13 protein-coding genes are annotated in these 15,542 nt (G+C 72.7%); 6 read left to right on the top strand and 7 right to left on the bottom strand.

Going from position 1 to position 15,542, the window contains the following annotated elements; all coding sequences use genetic code 11:
• Positions 1 to 15 precede the first annotated feature (15 nt).
• The 4 genes from FGG90_RS11920 to FGG90_RS11905 all read left to right on the top strand — a co-directional run bounded on the left by FGG90_RS11920 (position 16) and on the right by FGG90_RS11905 (position 5,574).
• The gene (locus tag FGG90_RS11920) at positions 16 to 2,652 is read left to right on the top strand and encodes an MMPL family transporter (protein WP_094126880.1); all 2,637 of its coding nucleotides are present in this window, start codon (positions 16 to 18) and stop codon (positions 2,650 to 2,652) included.
• A 221-nt stretch (positions 2,653 to 2,873) separates the two neighbouring features.
• Positions 2,874 to 4,724, top strand: coding sequence for a glycoside hydrolase family 2 protein (locus tag FGG90_RS11915; protein WP_094126882.1), 1,851 nt, complete (start codon positions 2,874 to 2,876; stop codon positions 4,722 to 4,724).
• Between the two features lie 44 nt (positions 4,725 to 4,768).
• Complete coding sequence (locus tag FGG90_RS11910) at positions 4,769 to 5,227, top strand: prevent-host-death protein (protein WP_094126884.1); 459 nt, start codon at positions 4,769 to 4,771, stop codon at positions 5,225 to 5,227.
• Positions 5,228 to 5,229: 2 nt separating this feature from the next.
• Entirely contained in the window at positions 5,230 to 5,574 is a 345-nt protein-coding gene (locus tag FGG90_RS11905; RefSeq protein WP_094126886.1) for a hypothetical protein, read from the top strand.
• Positions 5,575 to 5,651: 77 nt separating this feature from the next.
• On the opposite strand, the gene FGG90_RS11900 is transcribed toward FGG90_RS11905, so the two are convergent.
• The 5 genes from FGG90_RS11900 to FGG90_RS11880 are packed head-to-tail and all read right to left on the bottom strand — an operon-like array spanning position 5,652 to position 10,855.
• Positions 5,652 to 6,533 (bottom strand): carbohydrate ABC transporter permease, encoded by an 882-nt coding sequence (locus tag FGG90_RS11900; RefSeq protein WP_063072069.1) that lies wholly within the window; start codon positions 6,531 to 6,533, stop codon positions 5,652 to 5,654.
• A complete protein-coding gene (locus FGG90_RS11895) occupies positions 6,530 to 7,543 on the bottom strand; it encodes a carbohydrate ABC transporter permease (RefSeq protein WP_094126888.1) in 1,014 nt (337 codons plus the stop codon). The genes FGG90_RS11900 and FGG90_RS11895 overlap by 4 nt, the downstream gene beginning before the upstream one ends.
• A gap of 43 nt (positions 7,544 to 7,586) precedes the next feature.
• Positions 7,587 to 8,909 (bottom strand): ABC transporter substrate-binding protein, encoded by a 1,323-nt coding sequence (locus FGG90_RS11890; protein WP_094126890.1) that lies wholly within the window; start codon positions 8,907 to 8,909, stop codon positions 7,587 to 7,589.
• A gap of 54 nt (positions 8,910 to 8,963) precedes the next feature.
• On the bottom strand, positions 8,964 to 9,776 hold the full coding sequence (locus tag FGG90_RS11885) for a hypothetical protein (protein WP_094126892.1): 813 nt from the start codon (positions 9,774 to 9,776) through the stop codon (positions 8,964 to 8,966).
• Positions 9,773 to 10,855, bottom strand: coding sequence for a Gfo/Idh/MocA family protein (locus FGG90_RS11880; RefSeq protein ID WP_094126894.1), 1,083 nt, complete (start codon positions 10,853 to 10,855; stop codon positions 9,773 to 9,775). The genes FGG90_RS11885 and FGG90_RS11880 overlap by 4 nt, the downstream gene beginning before the upstream one ends.
• A gap of 109 nt (positions 10,856 to 10,964) precedes the next feature.
• On the opposite strand from FGG90_RS11880, the gene FGG90_RS11875 reads away from it, so the two are divergent.
• On the top strand, positions 10,965 to 11,702 hold the full coding sequence (locus FGG90_RS11875) for a TetR/AcrR family transcriptional regulator (protein ID WP_237583366.1): 738 nt from the start codon (positions 10,965 to 10,967) through the stop codon (positions 11,700 to 11,702).
• Positions 11,703 to 11,733: 31 nt separating this feature from the next.
• Here the strand turns inward: FGG90_RS11875 and FGG90_RS11870 are convergent, their stop codons facing one another.
• Entirely contained in the window at positions 11,734 to 13,272 is a 1,539-nt protein-coding gene (locus FGG90_RS11870; protein ID WP_210433027.1) for a DHA2 family efflux MFS transporter permease subunit, read from the bottom strand.
• Positions 13,273 to 13,416: 144 nt separating this feature from the next.
• On the opposite strand from FGG90_RS11870, the gene FGG90_RS11865 reads away from it, so the two are divergent.
• Positions 13,417 to 14,118, top strand: a complete 702-nt coding sequence (locus FGG90_RS11865) for a TetR/AcrR family transcriptional regulator (RefSeq protein ID WP_094126896.1) — start codon at positions 13,417 to 13,419, stop codon at positions 14,116 to 14,118.
• A 61-nt stretch (positions 14,119 to 14,179) separates the two neighbouring features.
• On the opposite strand, the gene FGG90_RS11860 is transcribed toward FGG90_RS11865, so the two are convergent.
• Positions 14,180 to 15,364: a cobalamin-independent methionine synthase II family protein gene (locus tag FGG90_RS11860; RefSeq protein ID WP_094126898.1), complete on the bottom strand. Its 1,185-nt coding sequence runs from the start codon at positions 15,362 to 15,364 to the stop codon at positions 14,180 to 14,182.
• Between the last annotated feature and the right edge of the window lie 178 nt (positions 15,365 to 15,542).

The following is a 15,542-nucleotide window of genomic DNA, read 5'->3' as shown; positions in this document are numbered from 1 at the left end:
TCTGAAGGAGATGACATGGCGTCAGTGCTGTACCGGCTCGGTTCGATGGCCGCGCGTCGCGCGTGGCTCGTGATCGTCTCGTGGGTGGTGATCCTCGGGATCGGCGTGGGCTCGTTCCTCGCGTTCGCCGGCACCCTCGGCAACAGCTTCGACATCCCGGGCACCGCATCCGGCGCCGTCACCGACGAGCTCGCGCAGACGCTGCCCGACACCGCGGGCGGCACCGGCACGGTCGTCTACCGCACGACCGACGGCTCCGCCTTCACGGACGAGCAGAAGGCCGCCATCTCCGCCCTCGCCACCAGCGCGGGCGACCTCCCGGGCGTCGCGCGCGTGGTGGATCCGTTCGCCGTCACCCAGCAGCGCGCCGACCAGGCCGCGCAGCTGACGAGCGGCGAGGAGCAGATCACCGCGGGCCGCACGCAGCTCGACCAGGCGCAGCAGCAGCTCGACGCCGGGAAGGCGCAGCTCGACGCGGGCCAGCAGCAGCTCACCGCCGCGCGCCAGCAGGCCGAGGCCGCGGGCGCGCCCGCCGCGCAGATCGCCGCGCTCGACGCCCAGCAGGCCCAGCTCGATGCGCAGACCCAGGCCCTGGCGCAGCAGCAGTCGACCGTCGACTCCTCGCGCACGCAGCTCGAGTCGGGCGCCGAGCAGGCCGAGCTCGGCCGCACGCTCCTCGGCCTCACGGACGGCATCGGCGTCGTCTCGGACGACGGCTCGACCGCCATCGTCAACGTCTCCTTCACGGATCCGCGCCTCGAGCTCTCCGAGGAGACCAAGCAGGACGCCATCGCGCACTTCCAGGACTCCCCCGTCGCCGGCACGAGCGTCGACTTCGCGACCGACCTCGCGCAGGGCGTGCCCGAGATCTTCGGCATCGGCGAGGTCGTCGGCCTCGTGTTCGCCGCCATCGTGCTCATCGTGATGCTCGGCACCCTCATCGCCGCCGCGCTCCCCATCGTCACCGCGGTGGTCGGCGTGGGCGTCGGCGTCACGGCGTCGCTCGCGTTCTCCGGCGTGGTCGACATGGCGTCGGTGACCCCGGTGCTGGGCGTGATGCTGGGCCTCGCGGTCGGCATCGACTACTCCCTCTTCATCGTCAACCGGCACCGCAAGCAGCTCCTCGGCGGCACGGGCGTGCGCGAGTCGATCGGGCTCGCCACCGGCACGTCGGGCACGGCGGTCGTGTTCGCGGGATCCACCGTGATCGTCGCGCTCCTCGCCCTCAACATCACGGGCGTGCCGTTCCTCGCGCTGATGGGCACGGTCGGCGCGGTCTGCGTGCTCGTCGCCGTGCTGGTCGCGATCACGTTGACGCCCGCGGTCCTCGGCCTCGCCGGCATGCGCGTGCTCCGGAAGCGCGACCGCGCGCGCGTCGCCGCCGGCCACGAGCGCCACCCGCACGGGGCGCCGACGGCCCTCAAGCCGATGTCGAACGCACGCGCCGTGCTCACGGTGGTCGGCACGGTCGTGGCCCTGCTCGTGGTCGCGATCCCGAGCCTCTCGATGCGCCTCGGCCTGCCGGACGGATCCAGCGAGCCGGCCGGATCCACCAGCCAGCAGGCCTTCTCCACGGTCGCCGCCGAGTTCGGCGAGGGCGCCAACGGCCCGCTGCTCGTGGTCGCCGACGTGCCTTCCGGCGTCTCGCAGGGCGACCTGCTCGCCACGCAGGTGGAGGTCGCGCAGGCGCTGCACGACCTCGACGACGTGGTGGCCGTCGCCCCCGTCGCCAACACGGACGACGGCACCGTGCTCGCGTTCCAGGTGCTCCCGACCGAGGGTCCGAACAGCGCGTCGACCGAGCAGCTGGTGCAGGACATCCGCGCCATGCCCGAGCTCGAGGGCGGCATCTCGCTCGGCGTCGCCGGGCAGGCCGCCACGAACATCGACATCTCCGAGGCGCTGGCCGCGGTGCTGCCGCTCTACCTGCTCGTGGTCGTGGGGCTCTCGCTGCTGATACTCATCGTGGTGTTCCGCTCGATCCTCCTGCCGCTCATCGCGACGGGCGGGTTCGTGCTGTCGCTGTTCGCGACCTACGGCCTCATCGTCGCCGTGTTCCAGTTCGGCTGGGGCGCGAGCCTCATCGGGCTGGAGAGCTCCGGGCCGATCCTGAGCTTCCTGCCCGTGATCCTCGTCGGGATCCTGTTCGGCCTCGCCATGGACTACCAGCTGTTCCTCGCCAGCGGCATGCGGGAGGCGTACGTGCACGGCGCTCCCGCGCGGCTCGCGGTGGTGCAGGGCTTCCGGGCCGGGCGCGCGGTCGTCACGGCGGCGGCGCTGATCATGGTGTCGGTGTTCGGCGGGTTCGTCTTCTCGGAGTCGACCATCATCCGGTCCATCGGCTTCGGCCTCGCGTTCGGCGTGCTCCTCGACGCGTTCGTGGTGCGGATGCTGCTCATGCCCGCGCTCATGCACCTGCTCGGCCGCTCGGCCTGGTGGCTGCCGCGCTGGCTCGACCGGATCCTGCCGGACGTCGACATCGAGGGCGCGGCGCTCGAACGGACGCACCCGCACGAGACGGTGACGACCGGGGTCCCCGCGACCGAGCTCCCCGGCGGGCTGCCGGCCGACGGCGGGCACGGCGCGCACGCGGCGCCACCCACGGCGTCGACCGTCCAGGCCGAGACGGAGGCCGCGCCGCACGAGCGGTAGGCGGCGCGGCGTCCACGGCGAGCGCGGACGGCCGCGGCGGGCGGGGCGGACGCGGGCGGTCGCGGCGGGCGGACCGTCCCGGCGGCCGTGCCTGCCGCGACGAGCGGGGCCGCCGCGGCAGGCGCGGCCGCCCGGCGATCCTCGCGGGACGGTCCCACCCGGCTGCGGGAGAGTGGAGGCGAGCACGTCCGCCCGGCCCGCCGCGACAGAAGGACCCGCCCATGACCGACGCCCCCGCCCCCGCGATCGCCGCCCCGCGGATCCCGAAGCCCGAGCACCCGCGCCCGCAGTCCACGCGGCCCGACTGGCTCATCCTCAACGGCACGTGGGACTTCGAGCGCGACCGCGGCGACTCCGGCCTCGAGCGCGGCCTGCTCGAGCGGGAGCTGGCCGAGGAGATCCTGGTGCCGTTCGCGCCGGAGTCGATCGCCTCGGGCATCGGCGACGTCGACTTCCTCACGGCCGTCTGGTACCGCCGCCGCGTGCGGATCCCCGCCGGCTGGAGCGGCCGCCGGGTCCTCCTCCACTTCGGCGCGGTCGACCACGACGCCACCGTGTGGGTCGGCGGCGAGGAGGTCGCGCGGCACCGCGGCGGCTTCACGTCGTTCACGGCCGACCTCGGCGTGCGGGCCCACGAGGAGGAGCTCGTGATCACGGTCCGCGCCCGCGACACCCGCGACGAGCCCCAGGCCCGCGGCAAGCAGGCCACCTGGTACGCGAACACCGAGTGCTTCTACACGCGCACGACCGGGATCTGGCAGACGGTCTGGCTGGAGCCGGTGCCCGAGGCCCACATCCGCCAGGCGCACATCGAGCCGCAGCTCGGCGACGCGTCCTTCACCGTCACGCCCGAGCTGTCGCACCGCACGGCGGGCCTCCGGTTCGAGGCCGTGCTCCGGGATGCGGCGGGCGAGATCACGCGCGCGGCCGTGCCCGCGGGCCTCGGCGCCCGCGTCGTGCTGCGGATCCCCGCCGACCGCGTGCGACCGTGGTCGCCGGAGGATCCGCACCTCTACGACATCGCGCTCCGCCTGGTCGACGGCACGGGCGACGACGCGCGGGTCGTCGACGAGGTCGCGTCCTACGGCGGCCTCCGCTCGATCGCGATCGACGGGCAGGACCTCCTCCTCAACGGCCGCCGCGTCTTCCAGCGCCTCGTGCTCGACCAGGGCTACTGGCCCGACACGCTCATGACCTCACCGGATGACGCCGCGCTCGTCCGCGACATCGAGCTGTCGATGGCCGCGGGCTTCACCGGCGCGCGCCTGCACCAGAAGGTCTTCGAGGAGCGCTTCCTCTTCCACGCCGACCGGCTCGGCTACCTCGTCTGGGGCGAGTTCGGCGACTGGGGCGCGGGCGGCGGCCTCGGCAAGGACGCGCAGCAGCCGACAGCGTCGTTCATCACGCAGTGGATCGAGGCGGTCGAGCGCGACCGCTCCCACCCGTCGATCGTCGGCTGGTGCCCGCTGAACGAGACGTACCAGCCGCTGCACGACCGCATCACGCAGCTCGACGACGTGACGGCCGGCATGTACCGGGCGACCAAGGCGGCGGATCCGTCGCGCCCCGTCCTCGACGCCTCCGGCTACTCCCACCGCGTGCCCGGCGCCGACGTCTACGACTCCCACTCCTACGAGCAGGACCCGGACGCCTTCCGCCGCGAGCAGGCCGGCCTCGCCGACGGCCGCCCCTTCGTCAACGACCTCGACGGCCGCGCGATGTCGGTGCCGTACGCGGGCCAGCCGTTCTTCGTCTCCGAGTACGGCGGCATCTGGTGGAACCCGGCCGAGGCGGAGGCCGCAGCCGACGACGCCGACCCCGAGCGCGCCGTCTCCTGGGGCTACGGCGAGCGCGTCCGCACGGTCGAGGAGTGGCACGCCCGGTTCCGCGGCCTGACCGAGGTGCTGCTCGAGGATCCGCGCATGTTCGGCTACTGCTACACGCAGCTCACCGACACGTTCCAGGAGCAGAACGGCATCTACGACGCGCAGCGCCGGCCCAAGTTCGACATCGCGCGGATCCGCGCGGTGCAGGAGAAGCGGGCGGCGTACGAGGAGCGGGACGACGCCTGACCCGCGACGTGGACTTCCGAACACGTTCCGAATATGATGAAGGTATGTCCCTCCTCCACGACGCCCGCACGACGATCCGTCGCTCGTCCGACCTGAGCAAGCACTCGGCGGACGTGTTCGCCGAAGCAGAGGAGCACCCGGTCCAGGTGACGCGGCGGGACGGCCAGACCCTGGTGCTGATGTCCCAGAGCGCCGCGGACGCGCAGGGGCAGCTCCTTCAGCTCGCGGCCGACCTCATCACCGTCACGCTGGACGACGAGGGCTCGCTGGCCTCGCGCATGGCCCAGCGGTTCCCGTGGATGCTCGCCCTGTCCGCCGCCGACCGGGAGAGCTGCGCGCGCGAGCTCGTGGATGCCGCTCGAGCGTCCTTCTCCACCGGCCAGCCCCACCTCGCGATCGCCGAGCTCACCTCCTGGCGCGAGACCGCGACCGCCATCGCCGCCGGCCTGTCGCACTCGCCGGTCGAGTGGCTCGATCGTCCGCTGCCGGTCGAGCGCCCCTGACCGTGGCGAAGGATCCCCAGGTCCCACGTCCCACGAAGAAGTCCGAGCACACGATCGTCTTCGCCTCCGAGAGCGCGCGGAAGGGGTGGCAGGACCTGACGGCGACCATCCGCGGCCCGCTGGCGGACGCGTGGGACTTCCTCACCCGGACCCCGACGGAGCGCACGCCGACGAACTACCCGCTCAAGGGCGAGGAGCTCGGCATCGTCACGCGCGCAGGCACGCGCCACGTGCGCTGGCAGCACAAGCCGACCGCGCGCGGAGACGCCCGCATCTGGTTCTACGTCGAGGGGCAGACGGTCTTCCTCGAGCAGGTCCACACGCGGCATCCGAACCAGACCAAGTAGCGCCGCTCACGAAGAGAGCCCGCCCCCGCGATCCACATGGACCACGGGGGCGGGCTCTCGTCCGGGGCGAGGCCGCCTCACCTCCCGGCGAGCGACCCGCCGATCCCGCCGACGCTGAAGTACTTGTTCAGCAGGGCGAAGATCAGCACGGGCGGCAGCATCATGATGACCGCGACCGCCATCACCGAGCCCCAGTCGGCCGCGTTCTGCTGGAAGAACGTGTTGAGGCCGATGGGGAGGGTGTACTTCGTGAAGTCCTGCAGGAACAGGAGCGCGATCAGGTAGTCGTTCCAGGCCAGCAGGAACGAGAAGATCGCGGTCGAGAGGATGCCCGGCAGCGAGTTGCGGAGCACGACGCGCACGAAGCCGCCGAACACGCTCGCGCCGTCCATCCACGCCGCCTCCTCCAGGGTGATGGGGATGGAGTCGATGTACGCCGCCATCATCCAGATCGCGACCGACATGGTCGAGCCGATGTAGATGATCGCCACGCCCTGCAGCGTGTTGATGAGGCCCATCGCCGAGAAGGTGATGAACAGCGGGATCGCCGCCGTCACCACCGGCAGGGCCTGCACCACGAACAGCACGAGCGAGTACCCGGAGACGAGCCGCGACCGCGAGCGGCTGAGCACGTAGCCGGCCGGCGCCGCGATGACGACCGAGACGACCACGGTCACGAGCGCGACGAGCAGGCTGTTGCCGAGCCAGATCATCACGTCGGTGCCGCCGAGCACGCGCTCGAAGTTCTCGAGCGTGAAACCGGTCGCCGTCGAGTTCTGCCCCGGCTGGGTGGAGAGGAACAGCACCGCGAGGATCGGCGTGATCACCACGAGCGTGATCACCGCGATGAGCAGGAAGCGCCACCACTGGCCCTTCTGCTCGCGCTGCTTCGCGGAGGTCCGCTTGACGTCGCCGACGGTCGCCGAGGTGGCGCCGCCGACCGCGAGTGCCTGGCTCATTCGATGTCCGCCTTCTTGATCTGCCGGTACAGCAGCGTCGACACGAGGACGAGCACGGCCGTCATCATGAACGCGACCGCCGTGGCCGGTCCGGTCTGCAGGTTCTGGAACGCCTGCTGGTACGCCAGCACGATCAGCGACGTCGTCGCGTTCACGGGACCGCCCTGCGTGAGCAGGAAGATCGTCGGGAAGTCGTTGACGCAGAAGATCGTCATCAGCACCCAGCTGATGTACGTGGTACGGGAGATGATCGGGAGGGTCACGCCGCGGAACGCCTGCCAGGCGCTCGCGCCGTCCATCTTCGCCGCCTCGTAGACGTTGGTGTCCACCGACGCGAGCGCCGAGGACATCATCATCAGCATGAACGGGAAGCTGATCCAGACCTTGAACACGCAGACCACGACCTGCGCGAGGAGCGGATCGCCGAGGAAGTTCGCGTCGGGGAACCCGAGCGTCTCCAGGATGATCGGCACCGGGCTCTGCGGCGTCGCCACCAGCCAGTTCCACGAGGTCGACGAGACGACCACCGGGACGATCCACGGCAGCAGCAGGAGCACCTTGAAGAACCCGTTGGCCGGGATCCGGGTGCGCAGCAGCAGCGCGAGGGCCAGGCCCACGAGCCACGAGCCGAAGACGCCCGTGACCGTGAAGACGATCGTGAACACCGTCGCGTTGCGAAACGACTCCGACGCCAGCACGCTCGCGTAGTTCTCGAACCCGACGAACGGCGTCTCCCACGGCAGCGTCGACGGCGTCCCCTGCTGCAGAGACTGCAGGAAGGAGTAGACGACGGGGTAGACGTTGAGCAGGATCAGCAGGATCAGCGACGGCAGCGCGAACAGCGCCAGCGTCGCGCCGGCCCGGCCGAGCGGCGTCTTGCCGGAGCCCTTCCGCGGCGCGCTCGGCCGTCGGCCGGGGCCGGCGACGCCGACCCCGCGGCGCGCCAGCCCGACCTTGTCGACGACGCGGGTGTCGCGCGTGTCCCGCGTGTCCCGGGTGTCCAGCGCCATCAGGTCACCTCGTCCATGTCATGCCCTCCGGATGCGCGCGTGATCACGCGCCCGCGTCCAGTTCCTTCTGCAGCTTCTCGAGCGACTCGCGCGCCGTGACGGTGCCGCCGAGGACCGACTGCGCGAACGAGATCGTCGGCTGCGTGCCGTCGACCTTGGTCACGTTCTGGAAGACGGTGTTGGAGCCGGGCGCGCCCCACGTCTTCGAGATGGGCTGCCAGTCGGTGAGGATCTTCGTGGTGTTCGCGTCGTCCGCGTACGCCTCCTCCGCGATGGACTTCAGCGGCGGCAGGCCGATGCCGGTCTGCTTCGTCCAGAGCGACTTCATGTTCTGGTAGTAGTACGTGAGGAACGCCTCGCTGTTCTCCTGGCTCGGCGTCGACTTGTACATCATGATGTTGTTCGGGAAGTAGAGCGCGCCCTTCTCGCCGCCGGGGCCCACGAGCGGGTCGCCGACCACCATGTTGGCGGCGGTCTCCGCGCTCACGTTCGCCGGGGCTCCCGCGCCGTCCCAGAGCATGCCGAAGGTGCCGGCGTCCATCTGCTGGTACGCGTTGTCGGAGGTGTAGGTGGCGCTGCGGGGGTCCACGTAGCCGTTCTTCACCATGCCGAGCACCCACTCGACGGCCTCGATGTTCTTGTCGGTGACGACGTCCGGGTTCTGGTCGCCGTCGAACAGGCCGCCGCCGTTGTTGATCATGTGGGCCACGATCTGGTGGAAGCCGGTGAAGGCGCCGGCGCCCGAGCGGGTGCCGTAGCCGTAGACGCCGATCTTCTTGAGCCCGGCGCACGCGGCCTCGTAGGAGTCCCAGTCGGTGGGCGCCTCGACGCCGGCCTTCTCGAGGAGGTCCTTGCGGTACCAGTACATGCGCATGTCGAGGTTGTACGGGACGGCCGCGTAGCCGTTGGCCGTCTTGAGGGTGTCGACGAGGCCCGGGAGGAAGTCGTCGTAGATGCCGTTGCCCTTCCACGTCTCGATGAGGTCGTCGGCGTACGCGATCTTGCCCTGCGACTCGAAGAGGAACGCCGTCGTCCCGCCGCCCGAGCTCACCGCGGGGCCGTTGTTGGCGGCGACCGCGGTGGAGAAGGTCTGCGTGAAGTTGGCCCACTGGACCTGCTGGTAGCTCACGGCGCCCATGCCGCTCGCGGGCTTGTAGGCCGCCGAGATCACCTTGTCCTCGGCGAGGAACGCGGGCGCTCCCCAGGGCATGTTCCAGAACTTGAGGGGTGCGGCGGCGCCGCTCGCGCCTCCGCCGCCGCCGCTGCAGGCGGCGAGGAGGCCGACCGCTGCGGCGCCGACCCCCGCGCTGAGGAGGGATCGTCGGGTGAGGCCGTTGCCGAAGGCGCTCGAGGACTGCTGTGGCATTTCTGACTCCGTTGTCTCGTGGTGCTGTGTGTGGTGGGAGGGAAGGGGCTGGGTCTAGGGGCGCGCGTCGGCCGCGAGCGCGGGGGCGGCGGCGAGGAGGGCGCGGAGGTCGGCGACGTCGCCGGGCGCGCATCGGCCGTGGGCGGCGTCGCGGGCGATCCGCAGGGCCGTGCGGTGGCCCGACTCGAAGACGACGGGCAGGTCCTCGCGGCCGGCCGGATCCGTGACGCTCGCGCGGCCGGGCGACGCCGAGCCGGGCGCGGGCAGGACCACGTGCGCGGCGCGGTCGCCGACGAGGATCCGGAACGTCGACCGTCCGTGGTCGTGGCCGGCGACGACGACGCTCACGACCACGTGGACGCCGGACGCGCTCGGCCCGGCGAGCATCAGGTGCTGCGGGGTCGCGACGACGGGGGCGAGCTCCGCGACGGGCGAGCCGAGCAGCGTCCCCGCGGTGAGCGCGAGCGCGCGGGCGGCCCCCCGCAGGTCGGCCGTGCCCGCGACCGCGGCGCGCGCCTCGAGGAGCGCGCCGGGAGCGGCGAAGCGGTGGATCCGCGGTGCCACCCGGCGGACGGCCTCGGCGTGGCGCCACGGCACGTCGAGCACCACGGGGACGCCGGTCGCGATCAGCGCGGCGAGGGCGTCGTCGTCGGCCGCGCCGGGGTCGAGCACGAGGAGCGCGCGGGCGCCGTCCCGCGCGGCCTCGACCGCGCGGGCCGCCCAGCCGGGTCCGCCGTCGAGCACGACGACCTCGCCGGCGTCGTCGGCGCGGCGGAAGGACTCGGGCAGCGAGGCGAGGGTCGCGGCGGCCGCGGCCCGGCGGACCGGCGTCGCGGCGGCGTCGACGCGCACGGCGAGCGAGCTCATGCGGCCACCCCCGCCCGGGATCCGGCGCCCGCGAGCGCGTCGCCGTCGGCGGCGCGGATCAGGTCGGCGCACTGCTCCGCGATGGAGGTCGCGAGGGCGAGGTCGGCGAGGAGGTCGTCGAGCGGCACCGGATCGGCTGCGCCGACGAGCACGTCGTGCACGTGCTCCCACTCGCCCACGTAGCCGTTGTCGGCGTACGGGCCCCACGTCGTCGCGCTGCGGGCGTCGACGAGGGTGGCGGTGCTGGATCCGGCGTGCACGTAGGAGAGGGAGAAGTCGACGTGCAGCGAGCGGTCCACGGCGACCGCGTCGAGCGTCCACTCGGGGTCCCACGTCGCGCCGCCGACCCCGTGCACCTCGAGCACGCTCCCGCCGACCATCGCGACGATCTCGTAGCCCCACGGGTCGAGGGTGCGCGCCGCGATCACGCGCGGCGGCTCCGCGGGCAGCAGCTGGCGGGCGAGCGGCAGGTCGTGGATCGCGAGGCCCAGCACGCCGCCGGTGATGGCGGCCACGCGCGCCTCCAGGTCCGGGGCGCCGGGCGAGCGGGGCGCGGGCCGGCCGACGATCTCGGTGGCCGAGTCCTCGGAGTCGGGGTTCGGCGGGATCACGGCGGAGATGCGCACGGTGTGCGGGGCGTCGCCCGCGGCGCGCCAGCCGCCGAGCGCGGCGGTCCAGGCGGCGTCGAAGGCGTGCATCGTGCCGACGACGACGGGCACGCCGTGCTCGACCGACGCCCGGGCGATGGCCTCGCCCTCCTCGACGGAGACCGCGAGCGGCTTCTCGCACAGCACCGCGCGCTTGCCGGCCCGGCAGGCCGCGATGACCTGCTCGGCGTGGAAGCGGTTCGGGCTGCCGATCACGACGACGTCGACGGCCGGGTCGTCGATGAGCGCGTCCGCGTCGGTGGAGTGGCGCGCGTCGACGCGGGCGGCGACGCGGCGGGCCACGTCCGGGTCCACGTCCATCACGTGCACCACGCGGAACCTGTCGGCCATGCGCGCCAACGTCGGCAGGTGGATGGCCTGCCCGACGGGTCCCGCCCCGATGAGGCCGACCCCGAACACCACTTCGCTCACGACGCCCTCGTCCCTAGCTGATGACCCAGGACGAATACTGACGACCTGTTTACGGTTGAGTCACTGTACGTCCGGGTTCGCGGACCGCACAAGGGGGAGGATCGACATCGTGACCGACACCCGCAGGCCGGCCCCGCCCTCGGGCACCCCCGAGAGCGATTCCCGCGCTGGTGGCGATGAGAGCGCGATCACGGATCCGGCCCCCCGCGCGGGCCAGACGAGGCGCGGTCGGTACTCGACCGGCGTCCGCCGCCGCGCCGAGATCGTCGAGGCGGCCGTGCGCGTGTTCGGGATCCGCGGGTACGGCGCCGCGACCATCAAGGGCATCGCCGACGAGGTGGGCGTCTCCCCCGCGGCCGTGCTGCGCTACTTCACGAAGGAGGAGCTGCTCACCGAGGTGCTCCGCCAGTGGGACCGGCAGCAGCCGTTCGTCTCCGAGGCCGCGCCGGGCCTGCCCGCGATCCGCGCCTTCGTCGACCTGATGCGGTACCACGTGGAGCACCGCGGCTTCCTCGAGCTGTACCTGACCTTCGCGACCGAGACCAGCGACGCGACGCACCCCGCCCACGAGTACATGCGCGGGCGGTACGCGCGCACGGTCGCGCAGATCCGCCGCAGCATCGGCGAGGCCGTCACGCTCGAGCAGGTGCCGCCGATGGACGACGCGACGCTCGACTACGAGGCCGCGTGCTTCCTCGCGATCCTCGACGGGCTCGAGATCCAGTGGATCCACAACCCGCGGATCGACCTGCCCGGCCTCGTCGGCGAGTACGTGGAGCAGTCGATCGCCCGATGGCGGGCGGGTGCACGGGTCGCGGTCCCGCCCGGTTCCGCCGCGTGGGACTGACGCCGGAGCGGAGGCCGGAGCCCGCGCGGGCCTAGTGCCCCGCCACGCCCTCCGGGACCGGGTTCGCCGGGCGCCGCACGAAGAACGACGCGGCGACGGCGGCGAGGGAGATGAAGCCGCCGATCATGAAGGCCGCCTGGACGCCGGCCGCGGTCGCGGTGACCTCGGACTGGCCGTCGGCCACGCCCGCGACGGTCGTCGTGGTGAGCACCGTGACGAACAGCGCCGTGCCCGCCGCGCCCGCGAGCTGCTGCATCGTCGAGACGGTCGCGCTGCCGTGCGAGTAGAGGCGCGGCGGCAGGGATCCGAGAGCCGAGGTGAGCAGCGGCGTGAACATGAACGCGAGGCCCGCGTTGAGCACGAGGTGCACCGCGATGACCCAGCCGATGGACGTGCCCTCGTGCAGCATCGTGGTCATGCCCCAGAGGGCGATGCTCACGACGACGGCGCCGGGGATCACGAGCGGGCGCGGCCCGACGCGGTCGAAGAGGCGGCCGACGATGGGCGACAGGATCGCCATGAGCGCGCCGCCGGGGAGGAGGAGCAGGCCGGTCTCGAGCGTGCCGAGCTCCAGCACGTTCTGCAGGTAGAGCGGCAGGACGATGAGGCTGCCGAACAGCGCCATCATGCTGACGCTCACCATGATCACGGCCACCACGAACGCGCGGCTGCGGAACGTGCGGAGGTCCATGAGGGCGCGGTCCTCGCGCTGCAGGCCGATCTGGCGGGCGATGAACGCGGCGAGCGCGATGGCGCCGACGGCGATGGGGATCCAGAGCGGCAGGGGCGCGTTGCCCTCAGCGGACTCGCCCAGGCTCGAGAGGCCGAAGATCAGGCCGCCGAACGCGAGCGTGGAGAGCACGACGGAGAGGATGTCGAACGGGAGCTTCCGCGGGGTGGTGAGATTCGTGATCTTCCAGAGGCCGAGCGAGAGCGCGATGACGGCGATGGGCAGCACGATCCAGAACATCCAGCGCCACGACAGCGAGCTGAGGATGAGGCCGGACACCGTCGGCCCGATGGCCGGGGCGACCGCGATGACGATGGAGATGACGCCCATGAGGCGGCCGCGGCGCGCGGCGGGCACCAGGTTGAGGACGGTCGTGAACAGCAGCGGCATCATGATGGCCGTGCCGCTGGCCTGCACGATGCGGCCGACGAGCAGGACGCCGAAGCCGGGCGCGATGGCCGCGACGAGCGTGCCGAGCGAGAACAGCGTCATGGCGGCGCCGAAGACCTGGCGCGTGGAGAAGCGCTGCAGGATGAAGCCGGTCGCGGGGATCACGACGGCCATCGTGAGCATGAAGCCCGTCGTGAGCCACTGCGCGGTGGCGGTGGTGATGGACAGGTCGACCATGAGGCTCGGCAGGGCGACGCTCATGATCGTCTCGTTGAGGATCACGACGAACGCCGCGACCACGAGCAGGCCGATGACGAGCGGGGCGCCGTGCGGCAGGCGCTCGTCCTCGGGGGCGACGGCCCGGTCGGCGGCGGCGCGGTCCGCGCGGGGCAGGGTCGCGTCGGCGGGCGTGGCGTCGCGCCGGGTGTCGGCGGAAGGCGGCGTGGTCATGTGCGGTTCTCCGGGGAGTGGAAGGCGGGGCGCGCGCGACGGTGCGGGGCCGGGGAGGTCCGGATGTCAGACTCGGACCATGTGGCAGTATATGACAGATTCGTCGGATCCGACCGGCGGGATGCGCGAGAGGCAGGCGACCGGATGGGCACGCTGAGCGACACGGCCGAGGCGGCGGGCACGACGGGCGCAGCCGTGGCAGCCACCGCGGCCAGCGGCGCGGCCGCCGGCGCGACGGGCCTCCGGGAGCGCCGCCGCATGGCGACGACCACCGAGATCAGCGAGGCCGCCCTCGCGCTCTTCGAGGAGCGCGGCATGGCGGGCACCACCATCCACGACATCGCGCAGGCCGCGGGCGTCTCCGACCGCACGTGCTTCCGCTACTTCCCGAGCAAGGAGGAGTCGGTCCTCACGCTGCACCCGGTGTTCGACGCCCCGCTCGACGCGTGGCTCGCCGACGTCGACCGCGGATCCGCGCCGCTCCCCCAGCTCGAGGCCGTCTACGAGCGCGTGCTCGCGAGCCTCGACGGCGAGCTCGCGCACATCGCGCACCAGCAGCTGCGCGTGCGGCGGCTCATGGCCGACGAGCCGCAGCTGCGCTCGGCCGCGGTGTCGATCGACGCGACGCGCTCGTGGGAGCTGGCGGAGCGGATCACGACGGCGTTCGGCGGCCGCATCACCGCGCAGGAGGCGCGCCTCGTCACCGAGCTCGCGGGCGTCGCGGTGCGCGCGGCCTTCGACGAGTGGGCGGATGCGCGCACGGCCGGCCTCGACGCGACCCTGGTCGCCTCCCACGCGGCGGTGCGCCGCCGCCTCCGCGACATCGCGGGCAGCGGCGCGGCCTGACCAGGCGACCGCCTCCAGGCGGTCCCTTCAGCTCCAGCAGCGCTGGAGCTGACGGCGCCCCTCAGCCGAACGCGCGCCGCGACGCGATCTCCGCGCCCGCGACCAGCGCGCGGAGCTTCGCCCACGCCACGTCGGTCGCGACGAACTCGTAGCTCGCGAAGGTCGAGAGGCCGCAGTCGGTGCCGGCGATCACGCGGGTCGGGTCGCCCACGGCGTCGACGACCTCGAGGATCCGGTTCGCGATCACCTGCGGGTGCTCCAGGTAGTTGGTGGTCACGTCCACGACGCCCGGGATGAGCACGGCGCCCTCGGGCAGCGGGTGGTCGCGGAACGCCGGCGCCTCGTGCTGGTGCGCCGGGTTCCCGAGCGGGATGCTGAACGCGCCGACGTTCGCCCGGTACAGGTGCGGGAGCAGCACGTCGACGGGCACGTCGTCCTGGTGCGGGCCCTGCCAGTTGCCCCAGCAGACGTGCAGGCGCACCCTCTCGCGCGGGATGTCGCGGATCGCGTGGTTGAGCGCGTCCACGTGCAGGTCGACCGCCGCGAGGAACTCCTCGAGCGTGGCATCGCCGAACTGGATGACGCGCTCCATCGCGAGGTCGGGCGCGTCGAGCTGGAGGACGTGGCCGCGCGCGACGATCGCGTCGTACTCGAGCTTGAGCTGGTCGGCGAGCGCGAAGACGTAGGCGCGGTCGTCGCCGTAGTGCGGGTTCGCGGCGTCGAGCAGCAGGGTCGTGGAGACGATGCCCGGGGTCGCGGCGGAGAAGAACGTGCCGGCGGGTCGGAGGCCCTGGCCCGCCTGCGCGGCGAGCTCGCGGTCGAAGCCGTCGAGGTCCTCGGTGATGCCCGCGAGCGTCGGGTCGTACGCGAGCAGGCCCTGCGCCACAGGCGGATCCCAGACCCGCGCGACGTCCGCGCCCTCCACGATCTGCTTCGCCTGGAACGCGGCGTAGTCGGGGAACTTCAGCGAGTCGAGCGTGGGCTTGCGGTGCCCGGCGCCGCCGAACCCGTCGATGCGCTCGAGCACGTAGGTCGAGAAGCCGACGCGCGGCACCTCGCCGTCGTTGACGACGTCGAGGCCGGTCTCGAGCTGGCGGCGCACGGTGTCGGCGACGGACGTCGCGGTCACCTCCGCCAGCTCGGCCGCGTCGAAGGGGCGCCCCTGGTCGCGGGCGACGAGCAGGCGGGTCAGCTCCGGCGAGCGCGGCAGGCTGCCGGCGTGCGTGGTCAGGATGCGGTCGGTCATGCGGGCTCCTCGGGGGCGGGCGGCGGGCGGATGCGGGGGTGGGGACGGCGCGTCCGGCGGCCCTGCGGGACATCCGGCCGTCGCGCCGTGCCCAGCCTGGCGGACGGCGCCTGCGGGTGGGCGCGGAACACCGAGGCGGCCCGTCACACGGCGACATGCGGCCGGATCCTCCACCCGC

The sequence above is a fragment of the Clavibacter michiganensis subsp. tessellarius genome (genome assembly GCF_021922985.1).
In the GTDB taxonomy this organism is placed as follows: domain Bacteria; phylum Actinomycetota; class Actinomycetes; order Actinomycetales; family Microbacteriaceae; genus Clavibacter; species Clavibacter tessellarius.
This window is presented reverse-complemented; position numbering and strand designations above follow the sequence as displayed.

Coding starts and splice junctions, on each gene's coding strand:
- FGG90_RS11920 (WP_094126880.1), top strand. CDS start 16: ATGGCGTCAGTGCTGTACCGGCTCGGTTCGATGGCCGCGCGTCGCGCG.
- FGG90_RS11915 (WP_094126882.1), top strand. CDS start 2,874: ATGACCGACGCCCCCGCCCCCGCGATCGCCGCCCCGCGGATCCCGAAG.
- FGG90_RS11910 (WP_094126884.1), top strand. CDS start 4,769: ATGTCCCTCCTCCACGACGCCCGCACGACGATCCGTCGCTCGTCCGAC.
- FGG90_RS11900 (WP_063072069.1), bottom strand. CDS start 6,533: ATGAGCCAGGCACTCGCGGTCGGCGGCGCCACCTCGGCGACCGTCGGC.
- FGG90_RS11895 (WP_094126888.1), bottom strand. CDS start 7,543: ATGGCGCTGGACACCCGGGACACGCGGGACACGCGCGACACCCGCGTC.
- FGG90_RS11890 (WP_094126890.1), bottom strand. CDS start 8,909: ATGCCACAGCAGTCCTCGAGCGCCTTCGGCAACGGCCTCACCCGACGA.
- FGG90_RS11885 (WP_094126892.1), bottom strand. CDS start 9,776: ATGAGCTCGCTCGCCGTGCGCGTCGACGCCGCCGCGACGCCGGTCCGC.
- FGG90_RS11870 (WP_210433027.1), bottom strand. CDS start 13,272: ATGACCACGCCGCCTTCCGCCGACACCCGGCGCGACGCCACGCCCGCC.
- FGG90_RS11865 (WP_094126896.1), top strand. CDS start 13,417: ATGGGCACGCTGAGCGACACGGCCGAGGCGGCGGGCACGACGGGCGCA.
- FGG90_RS11860 (WP_094126898.1), bottom strand. CDS start 15,364: ATGACCGACCGCATCCTGACCACGCACGCCGGCAGCCTGCCGCGCTCG.